At 67.0% G+C, this 21,064-nt stretch carries 24 protein-coding genes; 7 read left to right on the plus strand and 17 right to left on the minus strand.

Going from position 1 to position 21,064, the window contains the following annotated elements:
• Positions 1-9: 9 nt before the first annotated feature.
• The 9 genes from KIT89_RS09970 to KIT89_RS10010 form a co-directional block, all read right to left on the minus strand.
• Positions 10-249 (minus strand): hypothetical protein, encoded by a 240-nt coding sequence (locus tag KIT89_RS09970; RefSeq protein ID WP_297601000.1) that lies wholly within the window; start codon positions 247-249, stop codon positions 10-12.
• Positions 246-830, minus strand: a complete 585-nt coding sequence (locus KIT89_RS09975) for a hypothetical protein (RefSeq protein ID WP_297601002.1) — start codon at positions 828-830, stop codon at positions 246-248. The genes KIT89_RS09970 and KIT89_RS09975 overlap by 4 nt, the downstream gene beginning before the upstream one ends.
• A gap of 30 nt (positions 831-860) precedes the next feature.
• Positions 861-1,346 carry a nitroreductase/quinone reductase family protein gene (locus KIT89_RS09980; RefSeq protein WP_297601004.1) on the minus strand — a complete coding sequence of 162 codons (486 nt, stop codon included), beginning with the start codon at positions 1,344-1,346 and terminating at the stop codon, positions 861-863.
• A gap of 83 nt (positions 1,347-1,429) precedes the next feature.
• Positions 1,430-2,803, minus strand: a complete 1,374-nt coding sequence (gene dnaB, locus KIT89_RS09985) for a replicative DNA helicase (protein ID WP_297601006.1) — start codon at positions 2,801-2,803, stop codon at positions 1,430-1,432.
• Positions 2,804-3,220: 417 nt separating this feature from the next.
• Positions 3,221-3,673, minus strand: coding sequence for a 50S ribosomal protein L9 (gene rplI / locus KIT89_RS09990; RefSeq protein WP_297601008.1), 453 nt, complete (start codon positions 3,671-3,673; stop codon positions 3,221-3,223).
• A gap of 9 nt (positions 3,674-3,682) precedes the next feature.
• Entirely contained in the window at positions 3,683-3,943 is a 261-nt protein-coding gene (gene rpsR, locus KIT89_RS09995) for a 30S ribosomal protein S18 (RefSeq protein ID WP_047561128.1), read from the minus strand.
• 53 nt (positions 3,944-3,996) lie between these two features.
• On the minus strand, positions 3,997-4,503 hold the full coding sequence (locus KIT89_RS10000; RefSeq protein WP_297601016.1) for a single-stranded DNA-binding protein: 507 nt from the start codon (positions 4,501-4,503) through the stop codon (positions 3,997-3,999).
• Positions 4,504-4,505: 2 nt separating this feature from the next.
• On the minus strand, positions 4,506-4,907 hold the full coding sequence (gene rpsF / locus KIT89_RS10005) for a 30S ribosomal protein S6 (protein ID WP_297601019.1): 402 nt from the start codon (positions 4,905-4,907) through the stop codon (positions 4,506-4,508).
• A 145-nt stretch (positions 4,908-5,052) separates the two neighbouring features.
• Positions 5,053-6,483 carry a CCA tRNA nucleotidyltransferase gene (locus tag KIT89_RS10010; RefSeq protein WP_297601022.1) on the minus strand — a complete coding sequence of 477 codons (1,431 nt, stop codon included), beginning with the start codon at positions 6,481-6,483 and terminating at the stop codon, positions 5,053-5,055.
• Between the two features lie 25 nt (positions 6,484-6,508).
• Here KIT89_RS10010 and KIT89_RS10015 point away from each other — a divergent pair, with 25 nt between their 5' ends.
• The 6 genes from KIT89_RS10015 (at position 6,509) to KIT89_RS10040 (ending at position 14,046) form a co-directional block, all read left to right on the plus strand.
• Entirely contained in the window at positions 6,509-8,602 is a 2,094-nt protein-coding gene (locus tag KIT89_RS10015) for a DUF6049 family protein (protein ID WP_297601025.1), read from the plus strand.
• Positions 8,599-10,245: a murein biosynthesis integral membrane protein MurJ gene (murJ, locus tag KIT89_RS10020; protein ID WP_297601027.1), complete on the plus strand. Its 1,647-nt coding sequence runs from the start codon at positions 8,599-8,601 to the stop codon at positions 10,243-10,245. Before KIT89_RS10015 ends, murJ begins: the two co-directional genes overlap by 4 nt.
• Positions 10,246-10,316: 71 nt before the next feature.
• Positions 10,317-11,279 (plus strand): thioredoxin-disulfide reductase, encoded by a 963-nt coding sequence (trxB, locus tag KIT89_RS10025; RefSeq protein WP_297601030.1) that lies wholly within the window; start codon positions 10,317-10,319, stop codon positions 11,277-11,279.
• A gap of 20 nt (positions 11,280-11,299) precedes the next feature.
• Complete coding sequence (gene trxA, locus KIT89_RS10030; protein ID WP_297601033.1) at positions 11,300-11,623, plus strand: thioredoxin; 324 nt, start codon at positions 11,300-11,302, stop codon at positions 11,621-11,623.
• Positions 11,624-11,760: 137 nt separating this feature from the next.
• Complete coding sequence (locus KIT89_RS10035) at positions 11,761-13,071, plus strand: PLP-dependent aminotransferase family protein (protein ID WP_297601036.1); 1,311 nt, start codon at positions 11,761-11,763, stop codon at positions 13,069-13,071.
• Positions 13,072-13,074: 3 nt separating this feature from the next.
• Positions 13,075-14,046 carry a D-alanine--D-alanine ligase gene (locus tag KIT89_RS10040; protein ID WP_297601037.1) on the plus strand — a complete coding sequence of 324 codons (972 nt, stop codon included), beginning with the start codon at positions 13,075-13,077 and terminating at the stop codon, positions 14,044-14,046.
• 161 nt (positions 14,047-14,207) lie between these two features.
• Here the strand turns inward: KIT89_RS10040 and KIT89_RS10045 are convergent, their stop codons facing one another.
• The 8 genes from KIT89_RS10045 to rpmH all read right to left on the minus strand — a co-directional run bounded on the left by KIT89_RS10045 (position 14,208) and on the right by rpmH (position 19,082).
• Complete coding sequence (locus KIT89_RS10045) at positions 14,208-15,152, minus strand: ParB/RepB/Spo0J family partition protein (protein ID WP_297601040.1); 945 nt, start codon at positions 15,150-15,152, stop codon at positions 14,208-14,210.
• On the minus strand, positions 15,152-16,066 hold the full coding sequence (locus tag KIT89_RS10050) for a ParA family protein (RefSeq protein ID WP_297601042.1): 915 nt from the start codon (positions 16,064-16,066) through the stop codon (positions 15,152-15,154). The genes KIT89_RS10045 and KIT89_RS10050 overlap by 1 nt, the downstream gene beginning before the upstream one ends.
• Positions 16,067-16,138: 72 nt before the next feature.
• The gene (rsmG, locus tag KIT89_RS10055) at positions 16,139-16,783 is read right to left on the minus strand and encodes a 16S rRNA (guanine(527)-N(7))-methyltransferase RsmG (RefSeq protein WP_297603954.1); all 645 of its coding nucleotides are present in this window, start codon (positions 16,781-16,783) and stop codon (positions 16,139-16,141) included.
• A 46-nt stretch (positions 16,784-16,829) separates the two neighbouring features.
• The gene (locus KIT89_RS10060) at positions 16,830-17,309 is read right to left on the minus strand and encodes a R3H domain-containing nucleic acid-binding protein (protein ID WP_297601045.1); all 480 of its coding nucleotides are present in this window, start codon (positions 17,307-17,309) and stop codon (positions 16,830-16,832) included.
• A 3-nt stretch (positions 17,310-17,312) separates the two neighbouring features.
• Positions 17,313-18,272: a membrane protein insertase YidC gene (gene yidC, locus KIT89_RS10065; protein ID WP_297601047.1), complete on the minus strand. Its 960-nt coding sequence runs from the start codon at positions 18,270-18,272 to the stop codon at positions 17,313-17,315.
• An 8-nt stretch (positions 18,273-18,280) separates the two neighbouring features.
• A complete protein-coding gene (gene yidD, locus KIT89_RS10070; protein WP_297601050.1) occupies positions 18,281-18,598 on the minus strand; it encodes a membrane protein insertion efficiency factor YidD in 318 nt (105 codons plus the stop codon).
• Positions 18,595-18,936, minus strand: a complete 342-nt coding sequence (gene rnpA, locus KIT89_RS10075) for a ribonuclease P protein component (RefSeq protein WP_297601053.1) — start codon at positions 18,934-18,936, stop codon at positions 18,595-18,597. The genes yidD and rnpA overlap by 4 nt, the downstream gene beginning before the upstream one ends.
• 8 nt (positions 18,937-18,944) lie before the next feature.
• Positions 18,945-19,082, minus strand: a complete 138-nt coding sequence (rpmH, locus tag KIT89_RS10080; protein WP_055823896.1) for a 50S ribosomal protein L34 — start codon at positions 19,080-19,082, stop codon at positions 18,945-18,947.
• Between the two features lie 269 nt (positions 19,083-19,351).
• On the opposite strand from rpmH, the gene dnaA reads away from it, so the two are divergent.
• Entirely contained in the window at positions 19,352-20,764 is a 1,413-nt protein-coding gene (gene dnaA, locus KIT89_RS10085) for a chromosomal replication initiator protein DnaA (RefSeq protein ID WP_297601070.1), read from the plus strand.
• The last annotated feature ends 300 nt before the right edge of the window (positions 20,765-21,064 follow it).

A 21,064-nucleotide genomic window follows, 5' to 3' on the forward strand; every position in this document is an offset into this window, starting at 1 on the left:
TCGGCCAGCTTAGTCGTTGCCGGTCTCGGGCTGACGCTCGCCGTCGGCGGGCCGGTTCGGCGTGACCGCGAGCATGAGCATGGCGAGCGCCACGAGGTCGAACACGAAGGTGGCGCCGAACGCGATGAGCGCGATGACGAGATCTCGCGTGGCCATGAGCGTGATCGCGCCGATGAACACGGCGATGATGCCCGCGAGCGCGACGAGCTCGCCGGGCTTCAGAGTGAGGCGCTTCTGGGGTTCGGTCATGACGCTGATTCCTCCGACGACGCTGCTGCCCACCGGGCGCTCAGCCCGGCGATGACGAGAAAGACCCCGAGCACGACGGCGTAAGCGCCGAAGAAGCCGACCGCGCTGACCGGGTCGGCAACGAGCGCGAGCACGACGGCCAGGGCGAGCGTGCCGACTCCGATGATCATGCCGTCTCGTGCGAACGGGCTTCGATCGCGGTGACGGATGCCCCACACCAGTTCGAGGGCACCTGCAAGCACGGCGTACCCGCCGATGAGCAGCAGCAGCACGGGCAGAGCAGAACCCAGCGTGGCGGCGGCCACTGCCGAGGCCGCGCCGACGACCCCCGCGATCAGGGCGAGTGCGTGGTGCAGTCCCCGCAACGGCTCTGACCTCTCGAGACGCACGCTCGTGACGAGCAGCGCGAGCGTCGACCCGAGGCCGAAGATCGACAGCATGACGAGACCGAGCAGCGCCGAGTGGTCGGCGGTGAAGGTGATGGCGAGGCCGACGAGAATCGCCGGAACCGCCCTCAGCACGGGGCCGAGCCACACAGGTCTGGCGACCGCGGGTGCGTCGACGGTCGTGCCTGAGGTCATGGACTCATCGTAGAGCCGATGGCCGAGAGGTCACTGCGTGCGGGGCTCGAGCACCACCAGAGGGGTGGCACTCGACCGAAGTCGTGCGAGTGCATCGAGGTCAGCGCCCTCGTCTGCGAGCTCGCGGAAGGCAGCCCACAGGCGGTCGTGCTCAGCACCTACCGCCGCGCGTGCCCGCACTGGTCGCGGGGTGGGCTCGCCTCGAAGCTCGACGTGAGCCTCGGGTTGCTCTTGCAGGTTGAGCCACCACGCGGGCGGTGCCTGCTGCCAGCCATTCATGGCCATCGTCACCAGGTTGTCGCCATCGTCGAGATACGCGACGATCGCAAGCCGCTCGTCGCCGGTGCGACGACCCGTGGTGCGCAGGGCCATCATGCCGTACTGGGTCGGCGTGGGGCGGCGCAGACCTCGGCGCCTGTTCGAGAGCCGGTAGATCATGCGGTGCACCCTCCACGCTGCGCGAATGAACCAGCGGGGCGGAATGCGAGTCGTTGCGTCGTCGGCGGGGTGCGTCATCGTCGGGCTCCTGATTCGCCAGGCGGGCGCCAGACCCGCGGAATGCGCGAAGCCTAGTCGCCCCGAGTGGCGAGTCGAGAGGGCTAGATGCGGGGCATGTCGGCGAAGCGCGAGAAGTGACCCTGGAAGGCAACGGTGATGGTCTTGGTCGGGCCGTTGCGGTGCTTGGCGACGATGAGGTCTGCCTCACCCGGTCGTGCGCTGTCTTTCTCGAAGGCATTGTCGCGGTGCAGCAAGATCACCATGTCGGCATCTTGCTCGAGCGAGCCAGACTCGCGGAGGTCGCTGAGGGCGGGCATCTTGTCGGCGCGCTGCTCGGGCCCTCGGTTCAGCTGCGAGAGGGCCACGACGGGCACCTGCAGTTCTTTCGACATGAGCTTGAGCGCCCGCGAGAACTCACTGACCTCTTGCTGACGGCTCTCGACGCGCTTGCCGCTCGTCATCAGCTGCAGGTAGTCGATGACGACCATCTTCAGCCCGACCTTCTGCTTGAGCCGGCGGCACTTGGCGCGAATCTCGACGAGGGTCATGTTCGGGCTGTCATCGATGTAGAGCGGGGCGTCGTTGATGCGCCCGCGCACTTGCGCGATCGTCGTCCAGTCTCGAGCGTCGACTGTGCCCTTGCGCATGGCCTGCAGCGGCACGGAGGCTTCTGCCGAGAGCAGGCGCATTGCGATCTCGCTGCGACCCATCTCGAGCGAGAAGATGATGGTGGGCAGATCGTGCTTGATCGCGGCACCCCGAGCGAAGTCGAGCGCGAGCGTCGACTTTCCGAGCGCGGGCCGGGCGGCGACCAGGATGAGCTGCCCGGCATGGAAGCCGTTCGTCAGCTCGTCGAGGTCATGAAAGCCGGTCGGCACTCCCGTCATCTGACCGTCTCGGCCCCTCGCCGCCTCGATCTCATCGATCGCGGTCGTCACCGCTTCGGTGAGCGGAATGAAGTCTTCGGCTTCGACACCGCCCGCCACCTGGTAGATCTCGGCTTGGGCGTTGTTGACGAGGTCGGTGACTTCTCCTTCAGAGGCGTAGCCCATCTGCACGATGCGCGTGCCCGCCTCGACGAGCCTGCGCAGCACCGCCTTCTCGGCGACGAGCGAGGCGTAGTACCCGGCATTCGCCGCGGTGGGAACGATGGCGGTGAGCGTGTGCAGGTAGTCTGCCCCGCCTGCTCGCACGAGGGCGCCCGACTTGGTCAGCTCGTCGGTGACGGCGATGACGTCGGTGGGCTCGCCGTGCGAGTACAGCGTCATGATCGCTTCGAAGATGACTTCGTGCTTCGGAATGTAGAAGTCGACGCCGCGCACAACCTCGATGACGTCGGCGACTGCGTCTTTGCTCAGCAGCATGCCGCCCAGCGCGCTCTGCTCGGCGAGCAGGTCGTGTGGGGGCACACGATCGGGGCCGCGGCTGTCGGTGGCCCGAGCATCGGGGGCGTGCGAGATGTGCGTCAATGACACGGTCTTCGCCCCCTTCTGCGAGTCGACTACAGGTCTACCGTCGACCCCCGACGAGGCGATGGCGCCGCGCCCGCAACCCGCAACTGCGGCGCGACGGTTCACTGTAGGAAGGGGGTGCCGCAGACAGCAACAAACCCTGTGGATAGAACTGTGCACTCATGGCGAGAAACGCCGGTGTCTGTGTGAAGAACCTGGGGACAACTCTGTGCACTACTCGACGATCCTCGGTGACAAACAGGCTCTGACCTGGAGTTTTGGCGTTCACACCGTGTGTGTAGAAACAGGGTTCAAGTGCAACGTGAGACTTGCCCGTGCGCCGCGGGTGGCTGTGGACGAACACGCCGCCGTCGACTTGACAGCAGGCATACAGAAGCGGTAGTCGAGCCGAGGCTCGACTACCGCTTCTGTGAACGACGACTACTTGGCGGCGACGACCGACAGGGTGATCGTCGCGATGATTCCATCGCGCAGCTTGAGGATCGCCTCGTGCTGTCCGACCGCCTTGACGGGCGACACCAGCTCGATGAGACGCTTGTCGATCGTGCCGATACCGGCCGCGGCGACAGCGTCGGCGACATCGCCGGTCTTGACCGACCCGAACAAGCGACCCTCGGCTCCTGCCTTGACGACGAGCGTCACCGGGTTGGCCTCGAGGCGCGCCTTCAGGTCTTGCGCCTCTTCGATCGTGGCGTGCTCGCGAGCGGCGCGGGCGGCCTTGATCGACTCGATCTGCTTCTCGCCACCGCGAGTCCACGCCACGGCGAGGCCCTGGGGCACGAGGTAGTTGCGGGCGTAGCCGTTCTTGACCTCGACCACGTCACCCGGAGCCCCGAGGCCCGTGACATCTTGCGTGAGAATGAGCTTCGACATCACGTGCTCCTAACGGCCGGCGCCAGCGTAGGGGAGCAGAGCCATCTCGCGCGCGTTCTTGACGGCACGGGCGATGAGGCGCTGCTCCTGAACGGAGACACCGGTGATGCGGCGGGCGCGGATCTTTCCGCGCTCGGAGATGAACTTGCGAAGCGTCGCGACATCCTTGTAGTCGATGACGCCGACGCGGATCGCCTTGGCGGGGGCGGCGTTCTTCGCGCCCTTGCCTCCGCGAGGCTTGCGGCGGTCGCCGCTGCTCTTGCCAGCCATGTGGTTGTCCTTTTCTTACCGAGAAAGTGAATGGGGTGCGGTGGTTGACCGCGTTAGAAGGGAGTGTCGTCCGAGAACGACCCCGGGGTGTTCCAGACATCGCCGCCCGCCGCTGCTGGCGCAGCGCCCGCTGGTGCGCCCCAGGGCTCGTCGGCCACGGGGATCGCTCCACCGCGCTGACCGCCCTGGCCGCCGCCGGAGCTGCGAGTGACCTGCGCGGTCGCATAGCGGAGGCTCGGGCCGATCTCGTCGACCTCGAGTTCGATCGTCGTGCGCTTCTCGCCCTCTTTGGTCTCGTACGACCGCTGCTTCAGGCGACCCTGCGCGATGACGCGACTGCCCTTGGTCAGCGAGCTCGCGACGTGCTCGGCGAACTCGCGCCACACGCTCGCGCGCAGGAAGAGCGCCTCGCCGTCTTTCCACTCGTTCGACGCGCGGTCGAACGACCTCGGAGTCGACGCGATCGTGAAGTTGGCCACCGCCAGGCCGCTCTGCGTGTACCGCAGCTCGGGGTCGGCCGTGAGGTTTCCGACGACGGTGATGATCGTCTCGCCGGCCATGACTACTCGGCGGCCTTCGCGGCAGCGGCGGCCTTGCCGGCGGCAGCGGTCGCGCGAGCGGCCTTCGCCTCAGCGCGAGCGGTGTTATCGGCCTCGATCGAGGCGGCACGAGCGACTGCCTCTTCGGTGCGCAGAACCTTCGTGCGCATGACAGCCTCGCTGAGCTTCAGCTGGCGGTCGAGCTCGCTGGTCGCCGCGGGAGTCGCCGAGAAGTTGACGACTGCGTAGATGCCCTCGTTCTTCTTGTTGATCTCGTAGGCGAGGCGGCGTCGGCCCCAGATGTCGACGTTCTCGATCGTTCCGCCATCGTTGCGGATGACACCGAGAAATTTGTCCAGACTCGGAGCGACGGTGCGCTCATCGATCTCTGGGTCGAGAATGACCATCAATTCGTACTGATGCATGACTCACCCACCTCCTTCGGACTCGAACGGCTGCAGACGGTCTGCAGCAGGAGGGTTATGGCATCGTGTGCGAGCCCGTGCACGAGCGCGGGCGCAACCTGAGGAGTCTAGTCGCACACGGGGCTCGACTCAAACCGCGCAGCACTCAGGCGGTGCGGGCCGAGAACCACTCTCGCAGTCGTCGTTCGGCCTCTGCTTCACCGAGCGGGCCGTCGTGGAGCCTCTGCTCGAGCAAGTAGCGGTATGCCTCGCCGACCAGCGGCCCCGGCGAGATCTCGAGGATTCTCATGATCTGCTCGCCGTCGAGGTCGGGGCGGATGGCCTCGAGCTGCTCTTGCTCGGCAAGTGCTGCGATGCGCCGCTCGAGCTCGTCGTACGCAGCTCGCAGTCTCGAGGCCTTGCGGTGGTTGCGGGTCGTGACGTCGGCGCGGGTCACGATGTGCAGCCGGGGCAGCTGCTCGGCCGCGTCACGCACATATCGACGCACTCCCGAGTCTGTCCACGGGGCGTCGCTGTAGCCGAAGAACCGCAGGTGCAGCTCGATCAGCCTGCTGACCGCTGCGATCGTGTCGTTGTCGACGCGCAGAGCGGCGAGGCGCTTGCGGGCGAGCTTCGCGCCCACGACATCGTGGTGGTGAAATGTCACCGCGCCCGAGGCTTCGACCTTCTTCGTCGCGGGCTTGCCGATGTCGTGCAAGAGCGCCGCCCACCGCAGCACCAGATCGGGTTCGGCGTCGGGGTGCCGCTCTCGCTCGAGCTCGATCGCCTGCTCGAGCACGGTGAGCGAGTGCTCATAGACGTCTTTGTGGTGGGCGTGCTCGTCGATCTCGAGCTGCAGGGCCGGCAGTTCAGGCAGCACGAGCGCGGCGATGCCGGTATCGACGAGCAGCTCGAGCCCGACACGGGGCGAGTCGGCCGCGAGCAGCTTTCCGAGCTCGTCGCGAATGCGCTCTGCCGACACGATCGACAAGCGGTCGCGCATCCGGTGCATCGCCTCGACGACCGCCTCGTCGACCGCCACGCCGAGCTGGGCCGCGAATCTGGCGGCGCGCAGCATGCGCAAGGGGTCGTCGCCGAATGACTGCTCTGGGCTGCCCGGCGTCACCAGCCGACGAGCGAACAGGTGGTCGAGCCCGCCTGACGGGTCGACGAGGGTGAGCGACGGAAGCCGCAGGGCGAGAGCATTCATGGTGAAGTCTCGGCGCACGAGATCGCCATCGAGGGTGTCGCCGAACTGCACCTCGGGCTTGCGCGAATCGCTCGCATAGGCGTCAGAGCGATAGGTCGTGATCTCGACGGTCGCCTCGCCGAGCCGGGCCCCGATCGTGCCGAACGCGCGCCCGATCTCCCAGTGCGCGTCGGCGATCGGGCGCACGATGCGAACGATCTGATCGGGATGCGCGGAGGTCGCGAAGTCGAGGTCGTTCACGGGGCGGCCCAAGAAGGCGTCGCGCACGGGGCCCCCGACGAGCGCGAGTTCGTGCCCCGCCGCCTCGAAGCGCGAGGCGAGGGTCGCGAGAGGCTCGGATGCCGCGAGTGCCTGCAACCGGGTGACGGCCGCGGCCACGCTCTCCATAGTGACCAGAGTCTAGACTTCCCCCATGGCGGCCGTGCGGGAACGAAGGGGTCGTCGCGCCTTCACCCGGCAGTCATCGTTCTGGGCCCTCGCGCTCTCTGGCGCCCTGCTCTGGGGTGCGGCACTGCCGGCGTCGGCGACGACGAGCGACCCTGCGAGCGAGCCGGTGCTCGAGGTGATCGCCGCGCCCAGCGGGTCAGGAGCCGTTCGAGAGGGGCAGGCACTCAGCGTGCGCGTCACGCTCTCGAATGATGGAGGCAGAACCAACGGCGCGCTCGACGTGGCCCTCACGATCGACGGCAGTCGGGCGGCCGAGCAGACCGAGCTCGCCGCCTGGTTCTCGAGCGACGACGACATCGGGCTCGCCGAGTTGTCGCCCTCGACCATCGAGACCCTCTCGCCCATCGACGCCGGCGCGAGCGCCGTTCTCGACCTCACGGTGAGTGCCGGAAGCGCACTGTGGCAGGGCCCGTTCGGCCCACGACTCGCCGAAGTGACCGTCACCGACCGCACGTCGGGCACCGTCGTGGCTCGCGACCGCACCTCGGTGGTGTGGGTGCCGGCCGATACAGCGATCCCGGTGGCCTCCACGGTGTTCGTGGCCGCCCTCTCGACCCCTGAGTCGACCGAGGCCCTGCTGACTGCCGACACCCTGGCCACGCTCACGAGCGAGACCGGTTCGCTGAGCCGCACGCTGAGCGCCGTGACTGGTCGACCCGTGCTGCTCGCCATCGATCCGCGCATCATCGCCTCGATCAGGGTGCTCGGCGAGCAGGCACCGCCGAGCGCGCTCGACTTTCTCGAGCGGCTCGCAGCCGCACCCAATGAGAGCTTCCTGCTGCCGTGGGCCGACGCCGACGCGGTGGCCGCGCTCGCGGCGACCGAATCGCCGCTGCCACGTCCCGAAGGAACAGGCGTCGCCGTGGCGGCCCTCGAGCTCGAAGGCTCCGGGGCGACGGCCGACCCAGACGATCAGTCGTCCGACGCCGCACTCACGCAGTCGCTCGCGGAGCTTCTCGAGTGGCCGGTCACGTTCGAGCACGCGCTGTGGCCGGCAGCAGAGGGCCTGACGGCAGAGTCGCTCGACGCCCTTGCGGCTGCCGGAACCCGACTCGTGCTGACCCCGTCGACCGTGCTCGGCTCGCTGTCTGCCGTTCAGCAGCGCGGCGACGTGACCCTGCTGCGGGCCGACGAAGCGCTCAGCACCGCCGCGCGCGCCGCCAGTCATGCTCCGTCGCAGCAGCGGTTCGACAGTGCGATGGCGCGAGTATCGGCCCTGGTCGCCGCGAGCGCCGCGCCGGGCACCTCGACCGCCGTCGTCATCGCGCTCGATCGCGAGGCGGTCGTCGGCAGCGATCGAGTGCTCGACACGGTGTCGCAGACGATCGCTCTGCCGTGGTCGACCGGATCAACGGTGTCGTCGGCGATCACGGGCCGTGCAGCTGCCGCCACGATCGTCGACCGGCCGGTCGATGAGGTGCGCTCGACCGCGATCAGGGCTGCTGTCGCGGCGGAGGCCGCCGATCGGCGGTTCGCCCAGATCGCCCTCACTCCGGGAGCGATCAGCGACGTGCGCAGGCTCGAGCTGCTGTCGGCGCTCTCGCTGGGCTGGGGCGACGACTCGGTGGCCGCCCTCGAGCGGTTCGTCGATGCATCGTCGAGGCTGCGGTCATCGGTCAACGTGGCCGAGAGCAGCGCGATCCTGCTGCTGAGCGACCGTGCGTCGATTCCGGTCACCGTGCAGAACGACCTGGATGTTGCGGTGCGGGTCTACGTGAACGTCGATCCAGATACCGCGCAGTTGCGCGTGCTCGACCCGCAGGTCGAGACTCTCGTCGAACCGCAGTCGCAGACGCGCGTCGTCGTGCCGGTCGAGTCGCTCACGAATGGCGAGGTCGACATCACGGTGACGGTTCAGGATGCTGACGGCAGGTCGCTCTCGACTCCGACCCGAGTCTCACTCAACTTGCAGGCCGGGTGGGAGACGGCCGGAACCATCGTCGTCGCCCTCGCCGTCGCCGGGCTGTTCGTGACCGGCATCGTGCGCGACGTGCGCAAGCGCCGCCGGCGCCAGGCGGCGGCCGACCCAGCCGACCCGAGCGAGGTGACGAGCACGTGAGCGCGCCGACCTCCGCCGCCGGCGACAGCATCGGTCGCGCGAGCATGCTCCTGGCGTCTGGCACCGTCGTCTCGCGCCTACTGGGGTTCGTCAGCGCCGTCGTGCTCGCTCAGACGATCGGCACGGTCGGCGCCGGCGCCGACGCGTTCGCCCTCGCCAATCAGCTGCCGAACAACATCTACGCGATCGTGGCCGGCGGCGTGCTGAGCGCCGTGCTCGTGCCGCAGATCGTCAAGGCGGGGCTGCACGACGACGGCGGGGCGAGGTTCGTGAATCGCCTCGTGACCCTCGGGTTCGTCGTCTTTCTGGGTGCCGCGGTCATCGCGACCCTCGCTGCGCCCCTGCTCGTCACGCTGTACTCGCAGCAAGCGGGCGACGGCGGGCGCGGCTTCACCGACGACGAGCTCGCGCTCGCGGTCGCCTTCGCATACTGGTGCCTGCCGCAAGTGCTGTTCTACGCCGTGTATGCGCTGCTCGGCGAGGTGCTCAACGCCCGCAAGGTCTTCGGGCCGTTCACGTGGGCCCCCGCACTCAACAACGTCGTGGCGATCATCGGACTCGTGGCGTTCTCGCTGCTGTTCTCGAACGACGTCACCACGGCCACGTCGTGGACCCCAGCCATGATCTCGGTGCTCGCTGGTTCGGCCACGCTCGGCATCGCCGTGCAAGCGCTCGTGCTCTTCGCCTTCTGGCGACGGGCGGGATTGCGCTATCGACCCGACTTCCGCTGGCGGGGAGTCGGCCTCGGGGCGACAGGCCGCGCGGCCGGCTGGGTCTTCGGCATGGTGCTCGTCACCCAACTGGCCGGCATCGTGCAGGCCAACGTGGCCTCGCTCGCGGCGGCGGGGGGCGAGCCCTCGCTCGCAGTGCTGCGATTCTCGTGGCTCATCTTCATGCTGCCGCACTCCGTCGTCACCGTCTCGCTCGCCACCGCATACTTCACGCGCATGAGTCAGCACGCCCGCGACGGCGATCGAGACGCCGTGCGGGCCGATGTGAGCGAGTCGCTCAGGCGCATCCTCATGATCATGGTGCTCGCGACCATCGGCCTGCTGGTCGTCGCGGGCCCGTTCGCCCGGGTGTTCGGGGGCACCCCCGAGGTGGTCGACGGCATGGCACGGGTCATCGCCGCATTCGTCGTGGGTCTCATCCCGTTCACGGTGCTGTTCGTAGTGCAGCGAGTCTTCTACTCACTCGACGACACCCGCACGCCCTTCTTCATCCAGCTGGCGCAAGCGGGGCTCTTCGTCAGCGGCGCAGGTCTCGTCGCGACGCTGCCGACCACCGCCATCGCCGTCGGCCTCGCCTTCGTCACGTCACTCGCCGGCACCGCGCAGACCCTCATCGCGCTGCTGCTGCTGCGCCGGCGGCTCGACGGCATCGACGCACTGCACATTGCGCGTAGGTTCGGGCAGTACGCGATCGCCGCACTGCCCTCGAGCGCGGCGGGCGCCGGTGTCGGCTGGGCGCTGGGAGCGTTCGCGGTCGATGGCGCCGCCCGCTCGAGCGAGGCGGCCGCCCTCGGCTCGATGGTGCTCATCGGAGTCGTGATGACGCTCGTCTACGGTGCAGTGCTGGCGGCGATGCGCATCCCGGAGTTCTCGGCGATCATCGACCCGATCATCAGGCGACGTCGCCGGTAGAGCGGAATACTGCCGACCTAGACTGGGTTGAGTCTGCTGACTCTCACGGCACGCCCAACACAAGGGGAATCATGCGTCACGTCATCATCATCGGCTCGGGCCCGGCCGGCTACACCGCGGCCATCTATGCCGCGCGCGCGAACCTCTCGCCGCTCGTCATCGCCAGCTCGGTCGAGTTCGGCGGCGAGCTCATGAAGACCACCGAGGTCGAGAACTTTCCCGGCTTCCCCGACGGCATCATGGGCCCCGAGCTCATGACCCGCATGCAGCAGCAGGCAGAGAAGTTCGGTGCCGAGATCGTCTACGACGACGTCGTGTCGCTCGAGCTCGAGGGGCCGGTGAAGTCTGTCACCCTCGGCAACGGCGACCGCCACGAAGCCCACGCGGTGATCTACGCAACCGGGTCGGCGTATCGCAAGCTCGGTCTCGCCGATGAAGAGCGCCTGAGCGGCTACGGCGTGTCGTGGTGCGCCACGTGCGACGGCGCGTTCTTCCGGCAGAAGACGGTCGCGGTGATCGGCGGCGGCGACTCTGCGATGGAAGAAGCGACCTTTCTCACCCGATTCGTCGACAAGGTCTACCTCGTGCACCGCAGTGAGATCTTCAGGGCGTCAGCGGCCATGCTCGATCGTGCCAAGGCTGACGAGAAGATCGAGTTCGTCACGAACGCGAGCGTCACGCACATCTACGGCACCGACCTGGTGAGCGGCATCGGCATCGTCGACACCGTCACGGGCGCCGAGCGCACGCTCGACGTCTCTGGCGTCTTCGTGGCCATCGGTGCCGACCCGCGCACCCACCTCGTGCACGGAGTGCTCGACCTCACCGAGCACGGCACGATCGCCGTCGAGGGCCGCTCGTCGCGCACGAGCGTCGAGGGCGTGTTCGCGGCGGGCGACGTCGTCGACCCCACCTACAAGCAGGCGATCACCGCCGCCGGCAGCGGCACGGTCGCCGCGCTCGACGCCCAGCACTATCTCGAGACAGTCGCCGACGACGTGCGCCGCACGGCCGCCGCCGTCTCGACACCGTAACCACCACCGAAAGGGAAACCATGTCAACCCGCGACGTCACCGATGCCACGTTCGAGAGCGAAGTGCTGCAGAGCGAGAAGACCGTCATGGTCGACTTCTGGGCAGAGTGGTGCGGCCCGTGCCGCGCCGTGTCGCCGATTCTCGATGCCATCGCGAACGAGAACTCCGACAAGCTCGACATCGTCAAGCTCAACGTCGACGACAACCCCGAGACCGCCATGAAGTACCAGATCACGTCGATTCCGGCGATGAAGGTCTTCCGTGGGGGAGAGGTCGTGAAGACGGTCATCGGTGCGAAGCCGAAGCCCGCGCTCGAGGCCGATCTCGCCGAATTCTTGGCGTAGCCTCGCCGGCGTGCGACTCAGAGCACGCCCGGCCGTGATGCCCGTCCCCGTTCGCGGGGGCGGGTTTTCTCGTGGCTCGTCGTAGTCTGATACTCATTGCCGACTCCGGCTGAGACTACTGACGAGGATCCACGAGCATGACGATCTCGCGCGAGGGCACCAACCTCGACCCCTGGTACGGGCACTACGCCGAGCGCACGGCCGGCTTGAGCGCCTCAGAGGTTCGTGCGCTGTTCGCCGTCGCCTCGCGCCCCGAGGTCGTCTCGCTCGCGGGCGGCATGCCCGCTGTCTCCGCTCTTCCGCTCGACACCGTCGCCGAGTCGATGGCCCGGGTGATGCACCATCGCGGGGCTCACGCCTTGCAGTACGGCTCGGGGCAGGGCACGCCCGACCTGCGAGAGCGCATTCTCGAAATCATGGCGATCGAGGGAATCCACGCGGGCGTCGACGACGTCGTGGTGACCACCGGTTCGCAACAGGCCCTCGACCTCGTGGCGAAGCTGTTTCTCGACCCGGGAGACGTCGTGCTCGCCGAGTCGCCGTCGTATGTCGGCGCGATGGGCATCTTCCGCTCGTACCAGGCGACCGTCGCCCATATTCCGATGGATGCTGACGGCATGATTCCCGCGGCACTCACCGAGCGCATCCAGAGCCTCAGAGCTGCCGGGCAGCGACTGAAGCTGCTCTACCTGATTCCGAACTTCCACAATCCAGCGGGGGTCACCCTCAGCAGCGAACGACGCCTGCAGATCATCGATATTGCGCGCTCCGAGGGCATTCTGATCCTCGAAGACAACCCTTATGGGTTGTTGTGGTTCGACCGGCCGGCGCCGGCGGCCATGCGCTCAGTCGAGAGCGAAGGAATCGTCTACCTCGGATCGTTCTCGAAGACCCTCGCGCCCGGCTTCAGGGTCGGCTGGGCGCTCGCACCGCACGCCATCCGCGAGAAGCTCGTGCTCGCTGCCGAGGCAGCGATCTTGAGCCCGAGCTCGCTCAACCAGATGGTCATCAGCGACTACCTCGACCACGCAGACTGGCGCGGCCAGATCGACGTCTTCCGCACGCTCTACCGCGACCGACGCGACGCCATGATCGACGCGCTCGAGCACCACTTGCCCGACCTGAGCTGGACGATGCCCAACGGCGGCTTCTACGTGTGGGTCACCTTGAGCGACGGGCTCGACTCGAAGGCGATGCTGCCCCGAGCCGTCAAAGAGCTCGTCGCCTACACCCCCGGCACGGCCTTCTTCGCCGACGGATCGGGCCGCCAGCACCTTCGACTCGCGTTCTGCTACCCGACGCCCGCTGACGTTCGGGAGGGCATCCGGCGCCTGGCGACCGTCGTCCGCGGCGAGCAAGAGCTGCTCGAGACCTTCGCGCCCACCGGCCAGATCGAGGCGGTGCGCTACGACCCCCACGTCGCCAGCCCGCCCCCGAACCTCTCCTGACCGATGACCGCAGCAGCTGATCATCGCGCCGACCGGGTCATCGTGCTCGCCGGCGGCATCTCGCACGAACGCGACATCTCGTTGAAGTCGGGTCGACGGGTCGCCGACGGACTCATCGCCCACGGCTTGCACGTCGAGTTGCGCGATCCAGACGCGACCCTGCTGCCCTCGCTGCTCGCCGATCGTCCCGATGTCATCTGGCCGACGCTGCACGGCGCGAGCGGCGAAGACGGCGCACTGCGCAGCCTGCTGGAGTTTCTCGGCCTCGCCTACGTCGGCTCGTCGGCCAGCGCGACCCGCCTCGCGTGGGACAAGCCTCGAGCCAAGACCATCGTCGAGCGCGCCGGAGTGCCCACCCCGCACTCGATCGCACTCACACGCGACGCCTTTCGCGAGCTCGGCGCCGAGAGCGTGCTCGCCGTCGTGCGCAACGAACTGCCGCCACCCGTGGCCGTCAAGCCCGCACAGGGCGGCTCGGCGCAGGGGGTCAGCCTGGTCGAGAACGACGACGAGCTGCGCCGCGCGATGGTGCTCGCGTACACCTACTGCGACGTCGCCCTCATCGAGCAGCGTGTCACCGGGGTCGAGGTGGCGATCGGCATCATCGACACGGGCGACGGGCCGGTGGCGCTGCCCCCGGTCGAGATCGAGCCGCTCTCGGGCGTCTACGGCTTCGAGGCGCGCTACAACGCCGGCGAGACGCGGTTCTACGCTCCCGCGCGCATCAGCGACGCCGAAGCGGCTCGTGCCACCGAGGTCGCACTCGCGGCGCACACTGCGCTGGGGTTGCGGCACATCAGCCGCATCGATCTCATCATCGACGCCGCGTCGACTCCGTGGTTTCTCGAAGCGAGCGTCATGCCGGGGCTCACCGAGACGTCGACGTTCGCGCTGGCACTCGAGGCTGCCGGGTACGACGTGGGCTGGGTCTATGCCGAGCTCGCACAGGCGGCGGCGCGCGACGCCCTCGCCTGACCCTCACCGCTGTCAGCCGGCTGCCGCAGGTGTGCGCGTTCGTGGCATGAGCGCCCGAACGTTCTGGCGCTCATGCCACGAACGGCGCACGTCGTTCTCGCCCGCGCGATCGAGGTGAGCGGGCGTGCGAAGTGTGACAGGGAGTAAGCGCTATCGGCGGCTCAGCGGAAGCCGTCGTCGCCGAGCTCGCCCAGAATGCGGTTCAGGTCGGCGACCGTCGCGAACTCGATCGCCAGAGTGCCCTTCTTCTGCCCCAGGCTGATCGACACGCGCGTGTTGAGACGGTCACCCAGTCGCTCAGCGATCTCGTTCAGCTGACCCTGGCGCGAGCCGGCGGCGGGGCGCTTGACCGTCTTCTTGGCTGCCGAGCCGCCGAGCAGCGCCGCAGCGGCCTCGGCCTGGCGCACCGACAGCTCTTCTCGCACGATCTTGTCTGAGAGCTTGAGCATCGCCTCGGCGGTGGGTGCGGCGAGAATCGCTCGAGCGTGGCCCGCACTCAGCACACCGGCGGCGACGCGGCTCTGCACGGGCGGCGGAAGCTTCAGCAGCCGCAGCGTGTTGGTGATCTGCGGTCGCGAACGGCCGAGCCGGGCGGCGAGCTGCTCTTGCGTGATGCCGAAGTCTTCGAGCAGCTGCTGGTAGGCGCTCGCCTCTTCCAGCGCATTCAGCTGCGCCCGGTGCAGGTTCTCGAGCAGAGCGTCACGCAGCATGGCATCATCGGCCGTGTTGCGCACGATGGCGGGAATGGTCTCGAGGCCGGCGATGGTGGATGCTCGCAGTCGCCGTTCGCCCATGATGAGCTCATACGGCGCTTCGCCTTCGGCAACCCCCGAGCGCTCGCGCACGACGATCGGCTGCAGCACCCCGTACTCGCGCACGGAGTGCACCAGTTCGGCGAGCTCGTCTTCACGGAACTCGGTGCGGGGCTGCTGCGGGTTCGGAACGATGTCGCTCGGGGCGATGGCCGCGAGGCGCGCCCCTGGCACCTCGCCCAGCTCGGGGCCCGTGACGGGTGCCGGGAAGAAGACGTCGACGGGGCGTTCGCCATCGCCGGTCGGAATGAGGGCGCCGATTCCGCGGCCCAGGCCGGTGCGCTTCGTCGCCATCAGGCTGCCGCCCCGCGTCGCGCGATCTCAGCTGCCGCTTCGAGGTACGACAGCGACCCGGGGGAGCCCTCGTCGTAGCTGATCACGCTCTGGCCGTAGCTGGGCGCCTCACTGATGCGCACCGACCGCGGAATGAGCGTCTCGAGAACCTGCTCGGGAAAGTGCTGTCGCACATCGCTCACCACCTGGTTCGCGAGGTTGGTGCGAGAGTCGTACATTGTCAGCAGGATGGTCGACACCCGCAGTTGCGGATTCAGGTGGCGCTCGATCAGCTGGATGCTGTTGAGCAGCTGGCTGAGCCCTTCGAGCGCGTAGTACTCGCACTGAATCGGGATGAGCACCTCGCGCGCGGCGACGAAGGCGTTGATGGTGAGGAGTCCGAGCGAGGGTGGGCAGTCGATGAACACGTAGTGGAACGTCTCGGAGCTGCCTTCGAGAAACGCGTCGAGCGCCGTGCGCAGTCGCTGCTCGCGCGCGACGAGCGAGACGAGCTCGATCTCGGCGCCCGCCAAGTGGATCGTCGCCGGCACGCAGTAGAGCTGGTCGAACTCTGGGCTCTTCTGCACGACATCGACGAGCGGCGAGTCGCCGACGACCACGTCGTAGACGCTGGGCGTCTCTGCACGGTGCTCGACGCCGAGTGCGGTTGATGCGTTGCCTTGCGGGTCGAGATCGATCACGAGCACGCGGGCGCCTGATCGAGCGAGCGCGGCGGCGAGGTTGACGGTCGTCGTGGTCTTGCCGACGCCGCCCTTCTGGTTCGACACCGTGATGACACGGGTGGTCTCGGGCAGCGGCAGGCTCGTCGACTCGAGCGCAAGACGACGACGCGTGATCTCGGCGACTTCGCGCGCCAATGGCGTTGACTCGTCGTAGGGTGCCTCGGTGGTCACAGCACGGCCTCCTGCTCGCAATGTTTCACGTGAAACGCTTCCCTGCTCTGGTGCTCGTTCGGCATCGTCTCCGCTCAGCGGCGACGCGTCGCGTCAGGATGCCCCGCCTACTGTAGCCCGAAAGAGACGAGTGGCTTCTGGCGCGAGCCCTTCGCCCACTTCGAGCACCTGGATGTCATGAATGCGGTACTGGCGAATGGCCTTCGACGCCGCAGTGATCTCGTCATGCACTCGCGCGCCCTTGAGAAGCATAAGCTCACCGCCCTCGCGTGCGAGGGGTGCCGTGAGGGGGATGAGCTTCGACAGCGCGCTCACCGCCCGGGCCGTCACCTGATCGAAGGCTCCGGCGGAAGCAGCCTCTTCGGCACGCGCCCGCAGCACCGTCACATTGTCGAGGCCCAGCCGCTCAGACTCCGCGGTGAGCCAGTCGGTGCGGCGCTCCATCGGTTCGATGAGCACGAAGTCGACATCGGGGCGTGCGATCGCGAGCACGAGTCCGGGCAGGCCCGCGCCGCTTCCGACATCGGCGACCCGCCCGGCAGCTACGAGGAACGGTGCGATGACCCCGCAGTTGATGATGTGCCTCGACCACAGTCTCGGCAGCTCGAGTGGGCCGATGAGCCCCAGCTCTTCTCCGTGCCGACCGAGGCCGGCCGCGAACTGCCGGGCGAGGTCGAGGCGGTCACCGAAGACTGCGGCGGCAGACGCCGGCTCGGGCTCGATAGCGCCCTCGCTCAACGGCCCCGCAGCGCCCGATGTTTCACGTGAAACATCGCGCGACTCGTCATCCACGCCGGATGACGGTGTGCCGGTCGGCGCCCTCACCCTCCGACGCTGACGTGAAGCCGCGCTCGGAGACCAGGTCGTGAACCAGCTTGCGTTCGTAGCTCGACATCGGTGGCAGTGCGGCCGAGGCGGCACCGGCCTCGATGCGCTCCACTGCGCGGTCGACGAGCTTCTGCAGCTCGTCTGCGCGAGCGTCGCGAGAACCCGCGATGTCGAGAATGAGGCGAGAGAACTCTCCCGTCTTCGCGTGAACCGCGAGCCGAGTGAGTTCTTGCAGCGCCGTGACGGTGTCGGGCTTCGAGAGCAGACGCAGAGCATCCTGCTCCTCAGCCTCGACCGTCAGATAGACGCGCCCAGCGCGCGTCTCGATCTCGATGTCGCCATCGAGGTCGGCGATGTCGAGCAGTGCTTCGAGGTAGTCCGCTGCGACATCGCCCTCGTCGACGAGAGCCACGTCGGGCTCGATGGTGTCGGTCATGGTCTACCGACCGCCCTTCTTCTTCGCTCGGTTCTTGCTGACGGGCTGCACCCGCTGCGGCTTCTTCGGTTCTTCGACCGCAAGGCTGCCCGGCTCGTCCTCGATGATCTCGGGAAGCCCGCGGCGCTGACGCCGCTTGGCCAGGCGGGCCTCGCGAGCGAGCGCCGCCTCGCTGCCCGGAGTGGGCAGGTTACGGATGACGATGAACTGCTGCACCATCGTCCAGAGGTTCGAGACGAACCAGTAGAACATCACGCCGAGCGGGAAGGCGACGCCCGAGAAGAGGAAGACGAGGGGGAGGATGTACAGCAGGATGCGCTGCTGCTTGTACATCGGCGAGGCCTTCATCTCGGGGCTCTGGTTCTTCGACATGATCTGCAGCTGCGTGATGAACTGCGACGCGGTCATGAGAATGACGAGCACTGCGGCGATGAAGATCACCCAGCCGTTGCCGTCTGACGTGAGCATGGTCGCCCCGAGCGGCGCGATGCCGAACAGCGTTGCGGTGCCGAACTCGCGAGACAGCTGCTCGTCGAGCAGGCCGACACCCGAGAGACCGGCGAACGAGCTGTTGAGCACCGAGAAGAGCCCGAAGAAGATCGGCATCTGCAAGAGGATCGGCAGGCACGAGGCGAGCGGGTTGGTGCCGTGCTTCTTGTAGAGCGCCATGGTCTCGCGCGACATCGCCTCGCGCGAGAACTGGTCTCGCTTGCCCTTGTACTTGTCTTGAATCTTCTTGAGGTCGGGCGAGATCTCGAGCATCTTGCGCTGGTTCTTGATCTGACGCACGAACACCGGGATGAGCGCTGCGCGCACCACGACGACGAGACCGGCGATCGACAAGACCCAGGTGAGCCCGGCCTCGCTCTCGAGCCCCATGAACGTGAAGAGCCAGTGGAAGCCCACGAGGATCGCCTCGATGACCCATTTGATGGGCCAGAGGATGGCGCCGATGATGTCCATGTGGAGGTCTAAGCCTTTCTGTCGAGCACGATGAGACCCCTGCGGGTGCGCCGATAGGGGGAGTGTTCACGAACGGGCCAGTCGTCGATGCCGCCTTCGGCCCAGGGGTGGCAGCGAGCGAGGCGCCGTGCGGCCAGCCAGCCGCCCTTCGCGACGCCGTGCTCTTGCACAGAGCCGAGCGCATAGGCAGAGCAGCTGGGGTAGTACCGGCAGACGTCGCCGTACAGCGGAGAGATGACCGCTCGATAACCGCGAAGGACGAGCACGATGGCGTTGCGGGGAATCAGCCCGATGATGCGCGCGACATCGACGAGAGCATGGGTCATCGTGCCATCACCGCCCGTCGTAGTCCGTCGCCGATCTCAGTGCGCAGGGTATCCCACGAGACCTCGGGGCTGCCCGGGAGGGCCCTCACGACGACCAGGTCGCCCGCGGGTAGGAGCGAGGCCGAGCCGGCGCAGATCGACTGGATGCGACGGCGCACCAGATTGCGCACGACGGCACCGCCGACCTTCTTCGAGACGACGACAGCGAAGCGTGGAGGGTGCGGCTCTGCGGTCGACACTCGGTAGAGCACTGCGTGGGGAGTCACGGTGCGGCGACCGCGTCGAACCGCCATCGTGACGTCACCACCCCGCGAGATGCGGTGTGCCCGCGAGAGCACAGGCGTGATCAGGCCGAGAGTTCGGTGCGACCCTTGCGCCGACGTGCGGCGAGGATCGACCGGCCAGCGCGCGTGCGCATGCGCAGACGGAAACCGTGGACCTTCGCCCGGCGACGGTTGTTCGGCTGGAAGGTGCGCTTGCTCATGGCTATCTCCTCGGCCCCGAGGGCCAGCGACGATGGATCAGGTGTGCTCGCCGGCCGCGAATCGGCTGCAAGCAGAAGTCAACCGGTTAACAATAGGTCGCGACCAGGCCCGGGTCAAACCGTGCGGGCAAGCAGGGCATTATCCACATGCCTCGCCGAAGCTGTTGGTAACGACGCGCCGGGTCGAACTACAGTAGGCGCACGGCCTCTCGGCGTGACACCGTCGGGGCCGATCCCTGTTGCACCGACACGAGTCAAGGAGTTGCGTTATGCCGGATGACGCCGATTCTCCGCACGATCTCTGGGAGTCGGTGAAGGCTGTGCTCACTGCAGACGACCGCATCACCCCTCAGTTGTACGGCTTCATCAACCTGGTCGAACCGCGCGGCGTCATGGCGTCGACTCTGTACCTCGAGGTGCCCAACGAGCTCACCAGGGGCATGCTCGAGCAGCGCATCCGGCTGCCCCTGCTGAGCGCCCTCACCTCGATAGCGGGAGAGACGGTCTCGAGCTTCGCCATCGTCGTCAATCCAGAGATTCAGCATGAGAACTTCGAGAGTGCGCCGGAGTCGCTCGACGTCAGCAATCCCTACATCGAGCAGTCGATGCCGGCCGCTCAGACTGAAGCGTCCGGTCGACGAGGAGACAGTCGGCTCAACGGAAAGTACAGCTTCGACAACTTCGTCATCGGTGGTTCGAACAGGTTCGCCCACGCAGCGGCCGTGGCGGTCGCCGAAGCACCCGCCAAGGCCTACAACCCGCTCTTCATCTATGGCGAGTCAGGCCTGGGCAAGACCCACCTGCTGCACGCCATCGGCCACTACGCCGAGAGCCTGTACCCGGGCATCCGCGTGCGGTACGTGTCGAGCGAGGAGTTCACGAACGACTTCATCAACTCGATCGCCAACAACCGCGCGTCGCTCTTCCAGTCTCGATACCGCGAGATCGACATTCTGCTCATCGACGACATTCAGTTCTTGCAGGGCAAAGACTCGACCCAAGAGGCCTTCTTCCACACATTCAATACGCTGCACGATCACAACAAGCAAGTGGTCATCACGAGCGATCTGCCGCCGAAGCACCTCACCGGCTTCGAAGACCGCATGCGCAGCAGGTTCGAGTGGGGCCTCATCACCGATGTGCAGGCGCCAGACCTCGAGACGCGCATCGCGATTCTGCGCAAGAAGGCTCAGAACGACAAGCTGCAGGTGCGTGATGATGTGCTCGAATACATCGCCTCGAAGGTGTCGAGCAACATCCGCGAGCTCGAGGGAACCCTCATTCGCGTGACCGCATTCGCCAACCTCAACCGCACGCCCGTCGACATGCAGCTCGTGCAGACCGTGCTGAAAGACCTCATCACGCTCGACGAGGACAACGTCATCGCACCGGTCGACATCATCAATCACACGGCCGCCTACTTCAAGCTCACCGTCGACGATCTCTACGGCTCGTCGCGGTCGCAAGCCGTCGCCACCGCACGGCAGATCGCCATGTACCTCTGTCGTGAGTTGACGAACCTCTCGTTGCCGAAGATCGGGCAGCTCTTCGGCAACCGCGACCACACGACGGTGATGTACGCCAACAAGAAGATCAGCGACCTGATGAAAGAACGACGGTCGATCTACAACCAGGTCACCGAACTGACCAGCCGCATCAAGCAGAACCACCGCTACAGCTGACGACAGCGCAGCACCGGCTTGCGATGTGCGGGTTTCGCACACTGGGGACAGCCTGTGGATAACTCTGCGCCCGCATGGGGATGATCTGTTGACGACGAGGGCGATGGTGTGAAAGTCGTCGACTCGAGCTCGAGGCTGTTCGCATCGACGTCTTCAGGTTCCGCATCGTTGTGCACAACTTGCACGCGTGTAGTTCAGCCTGAACGCTCTCTGCCCCCGCAGTTATCCACACTGTGCACAGGGGTTAATGATGGTGTTCTTCTCTATCTCTTCATGATCATCGAGGGATAACCTTTCGAG

Source organism: Microcella sp. (genome assembly GCF_025808395.1).
Classification (GTDB): domain Bacteria; phylum Actinomycetota; class Actinomycetes; order Actinomycetales; family Microbacteriaceae; genus Microcella.

Coding starts and splice junctions, on each gene's coding strand:
- KIT89_RS09970 (WP_297601000.1), bottom strand. CDS start 249: ATGACCGAACCCCAGAAGCGCCTCACTCTGAAGCCCGGCGAGCTCGTC.
- KIT89_RS09975 (WP_297601002.1), bottom strand. CDS start 830: ATGACCTCAGGCACGACCGTCGACGCACCCGCGGTCGCCAGACCTGTG.
- KIT89_RS09980 (WP_297601004.1), bottom strand. CDS start 1,346: ATGACGCACCCCGCCGACGACGCAACGACTCGCATTCCGCCCCGCTGG.
- rplI (WP_297601008.1), bottom strand. CDS start 3,673: ATGTCGAAGCTCATTCTCACGCAAGATGTCACGGGCCTCGGGGCTCCG.
- rpsR (WP_047561128.1), bottom strand. CDS start 3,943: ATGGCTGGCAAGAGCAGCGGCGACCGCCGCAAGCCTCGCGGAGGCAAG.
- KIT89_RS10000 (WP_297601016.1), bottom strand. CDS start 4,503: ATGGCCGGCGAGACGATCATCACCGTCGTCGGAAACCTCACGGCCGAC.
- rpsF (WP_297601019.1), bottom strand. CDS start 4,907: ATGCATCAGTACGAATTGATGGTCATTCTCGACCCAGAGATCGATGAG.
- KIT89_RS10010 (WP_297601022.1), bottom strand. CDS start 6,483: ATGGAGAGCGTGGCCGCGGCCGTCACCCGGTTGCAGGCACTCGCGGCA.
- KIT89_RS10015 (WP_297601025.1), top strand. CDS start 6,509: ATGGCGGCCGTGCGGGAACGAAGGGGTCGTCGCGCCTTCACCCGGCAG.
- trxB (WP_297601030.1), top strand. CDS start 10,317: ATGCGTCACGTCATCATCATCGGCTCGGGCCCGGCCGGCTACACCGCG.
- trxA (WP_297601033.1), top strand. CDS start 11,300: ATGTCAACCCGCGACGTCACCGATGCCACGTTCGAGAGCGAAGTGCTG.
- KIT89_RS10035 (WP_297601036.1), top strand. CDS start 11,761: ATGACGATCTCGCGCGAGGGCACCAACCTCGACCCCTGGTACGGGCAC.
- KIT89_RS10040 (WP_297601037.1), top strand. CDS start 13,075: ATGACCGCAGCAGCTGATCATCGCGCCGACCGGGTCATCGTGCTCGCC.
- KIT89_RS10045 (WP_297601040.1), bottom strand. CDS start 15,152: ATGGCGACGAAGCGCACCGGCCTGGGCCGCGGAATCGGCGCCCTCATT.
- KIT89_RS10060 (WP_297601045.1), bottom strand. CDS start 17,309: ATGACCGACACCATCGAGCCCGACGTGGCTCTCGTCGACGAGGGCGAT.
- yidC (WP_297601047.1), bottom strand. CDS start 18,272: ATGGACATCATCGGCGCCATCCTCTGGCCCATCAAATGGGTCATCGAG.
- yidD (WP_297601050.1), bottom strand. CDS start 18,598: ATGACCCATGCTCTCGTCGATGTCGCGCGCATCATCGGGCTGATTCCC.
- rpmH (WP_055823896.1), bottom strand. CDS start 19,082: ATGAGCAAGCGCACCTTCCAGCCGAACAACCGTCGCCGGGCGAAGGTC.
- dnaA (WP_297601070.1), top strand. CDS start 19,352: ATGCCGGATGACGCCGATTCTCCGCACGATCTCTGGGAGTCGGTGAAG.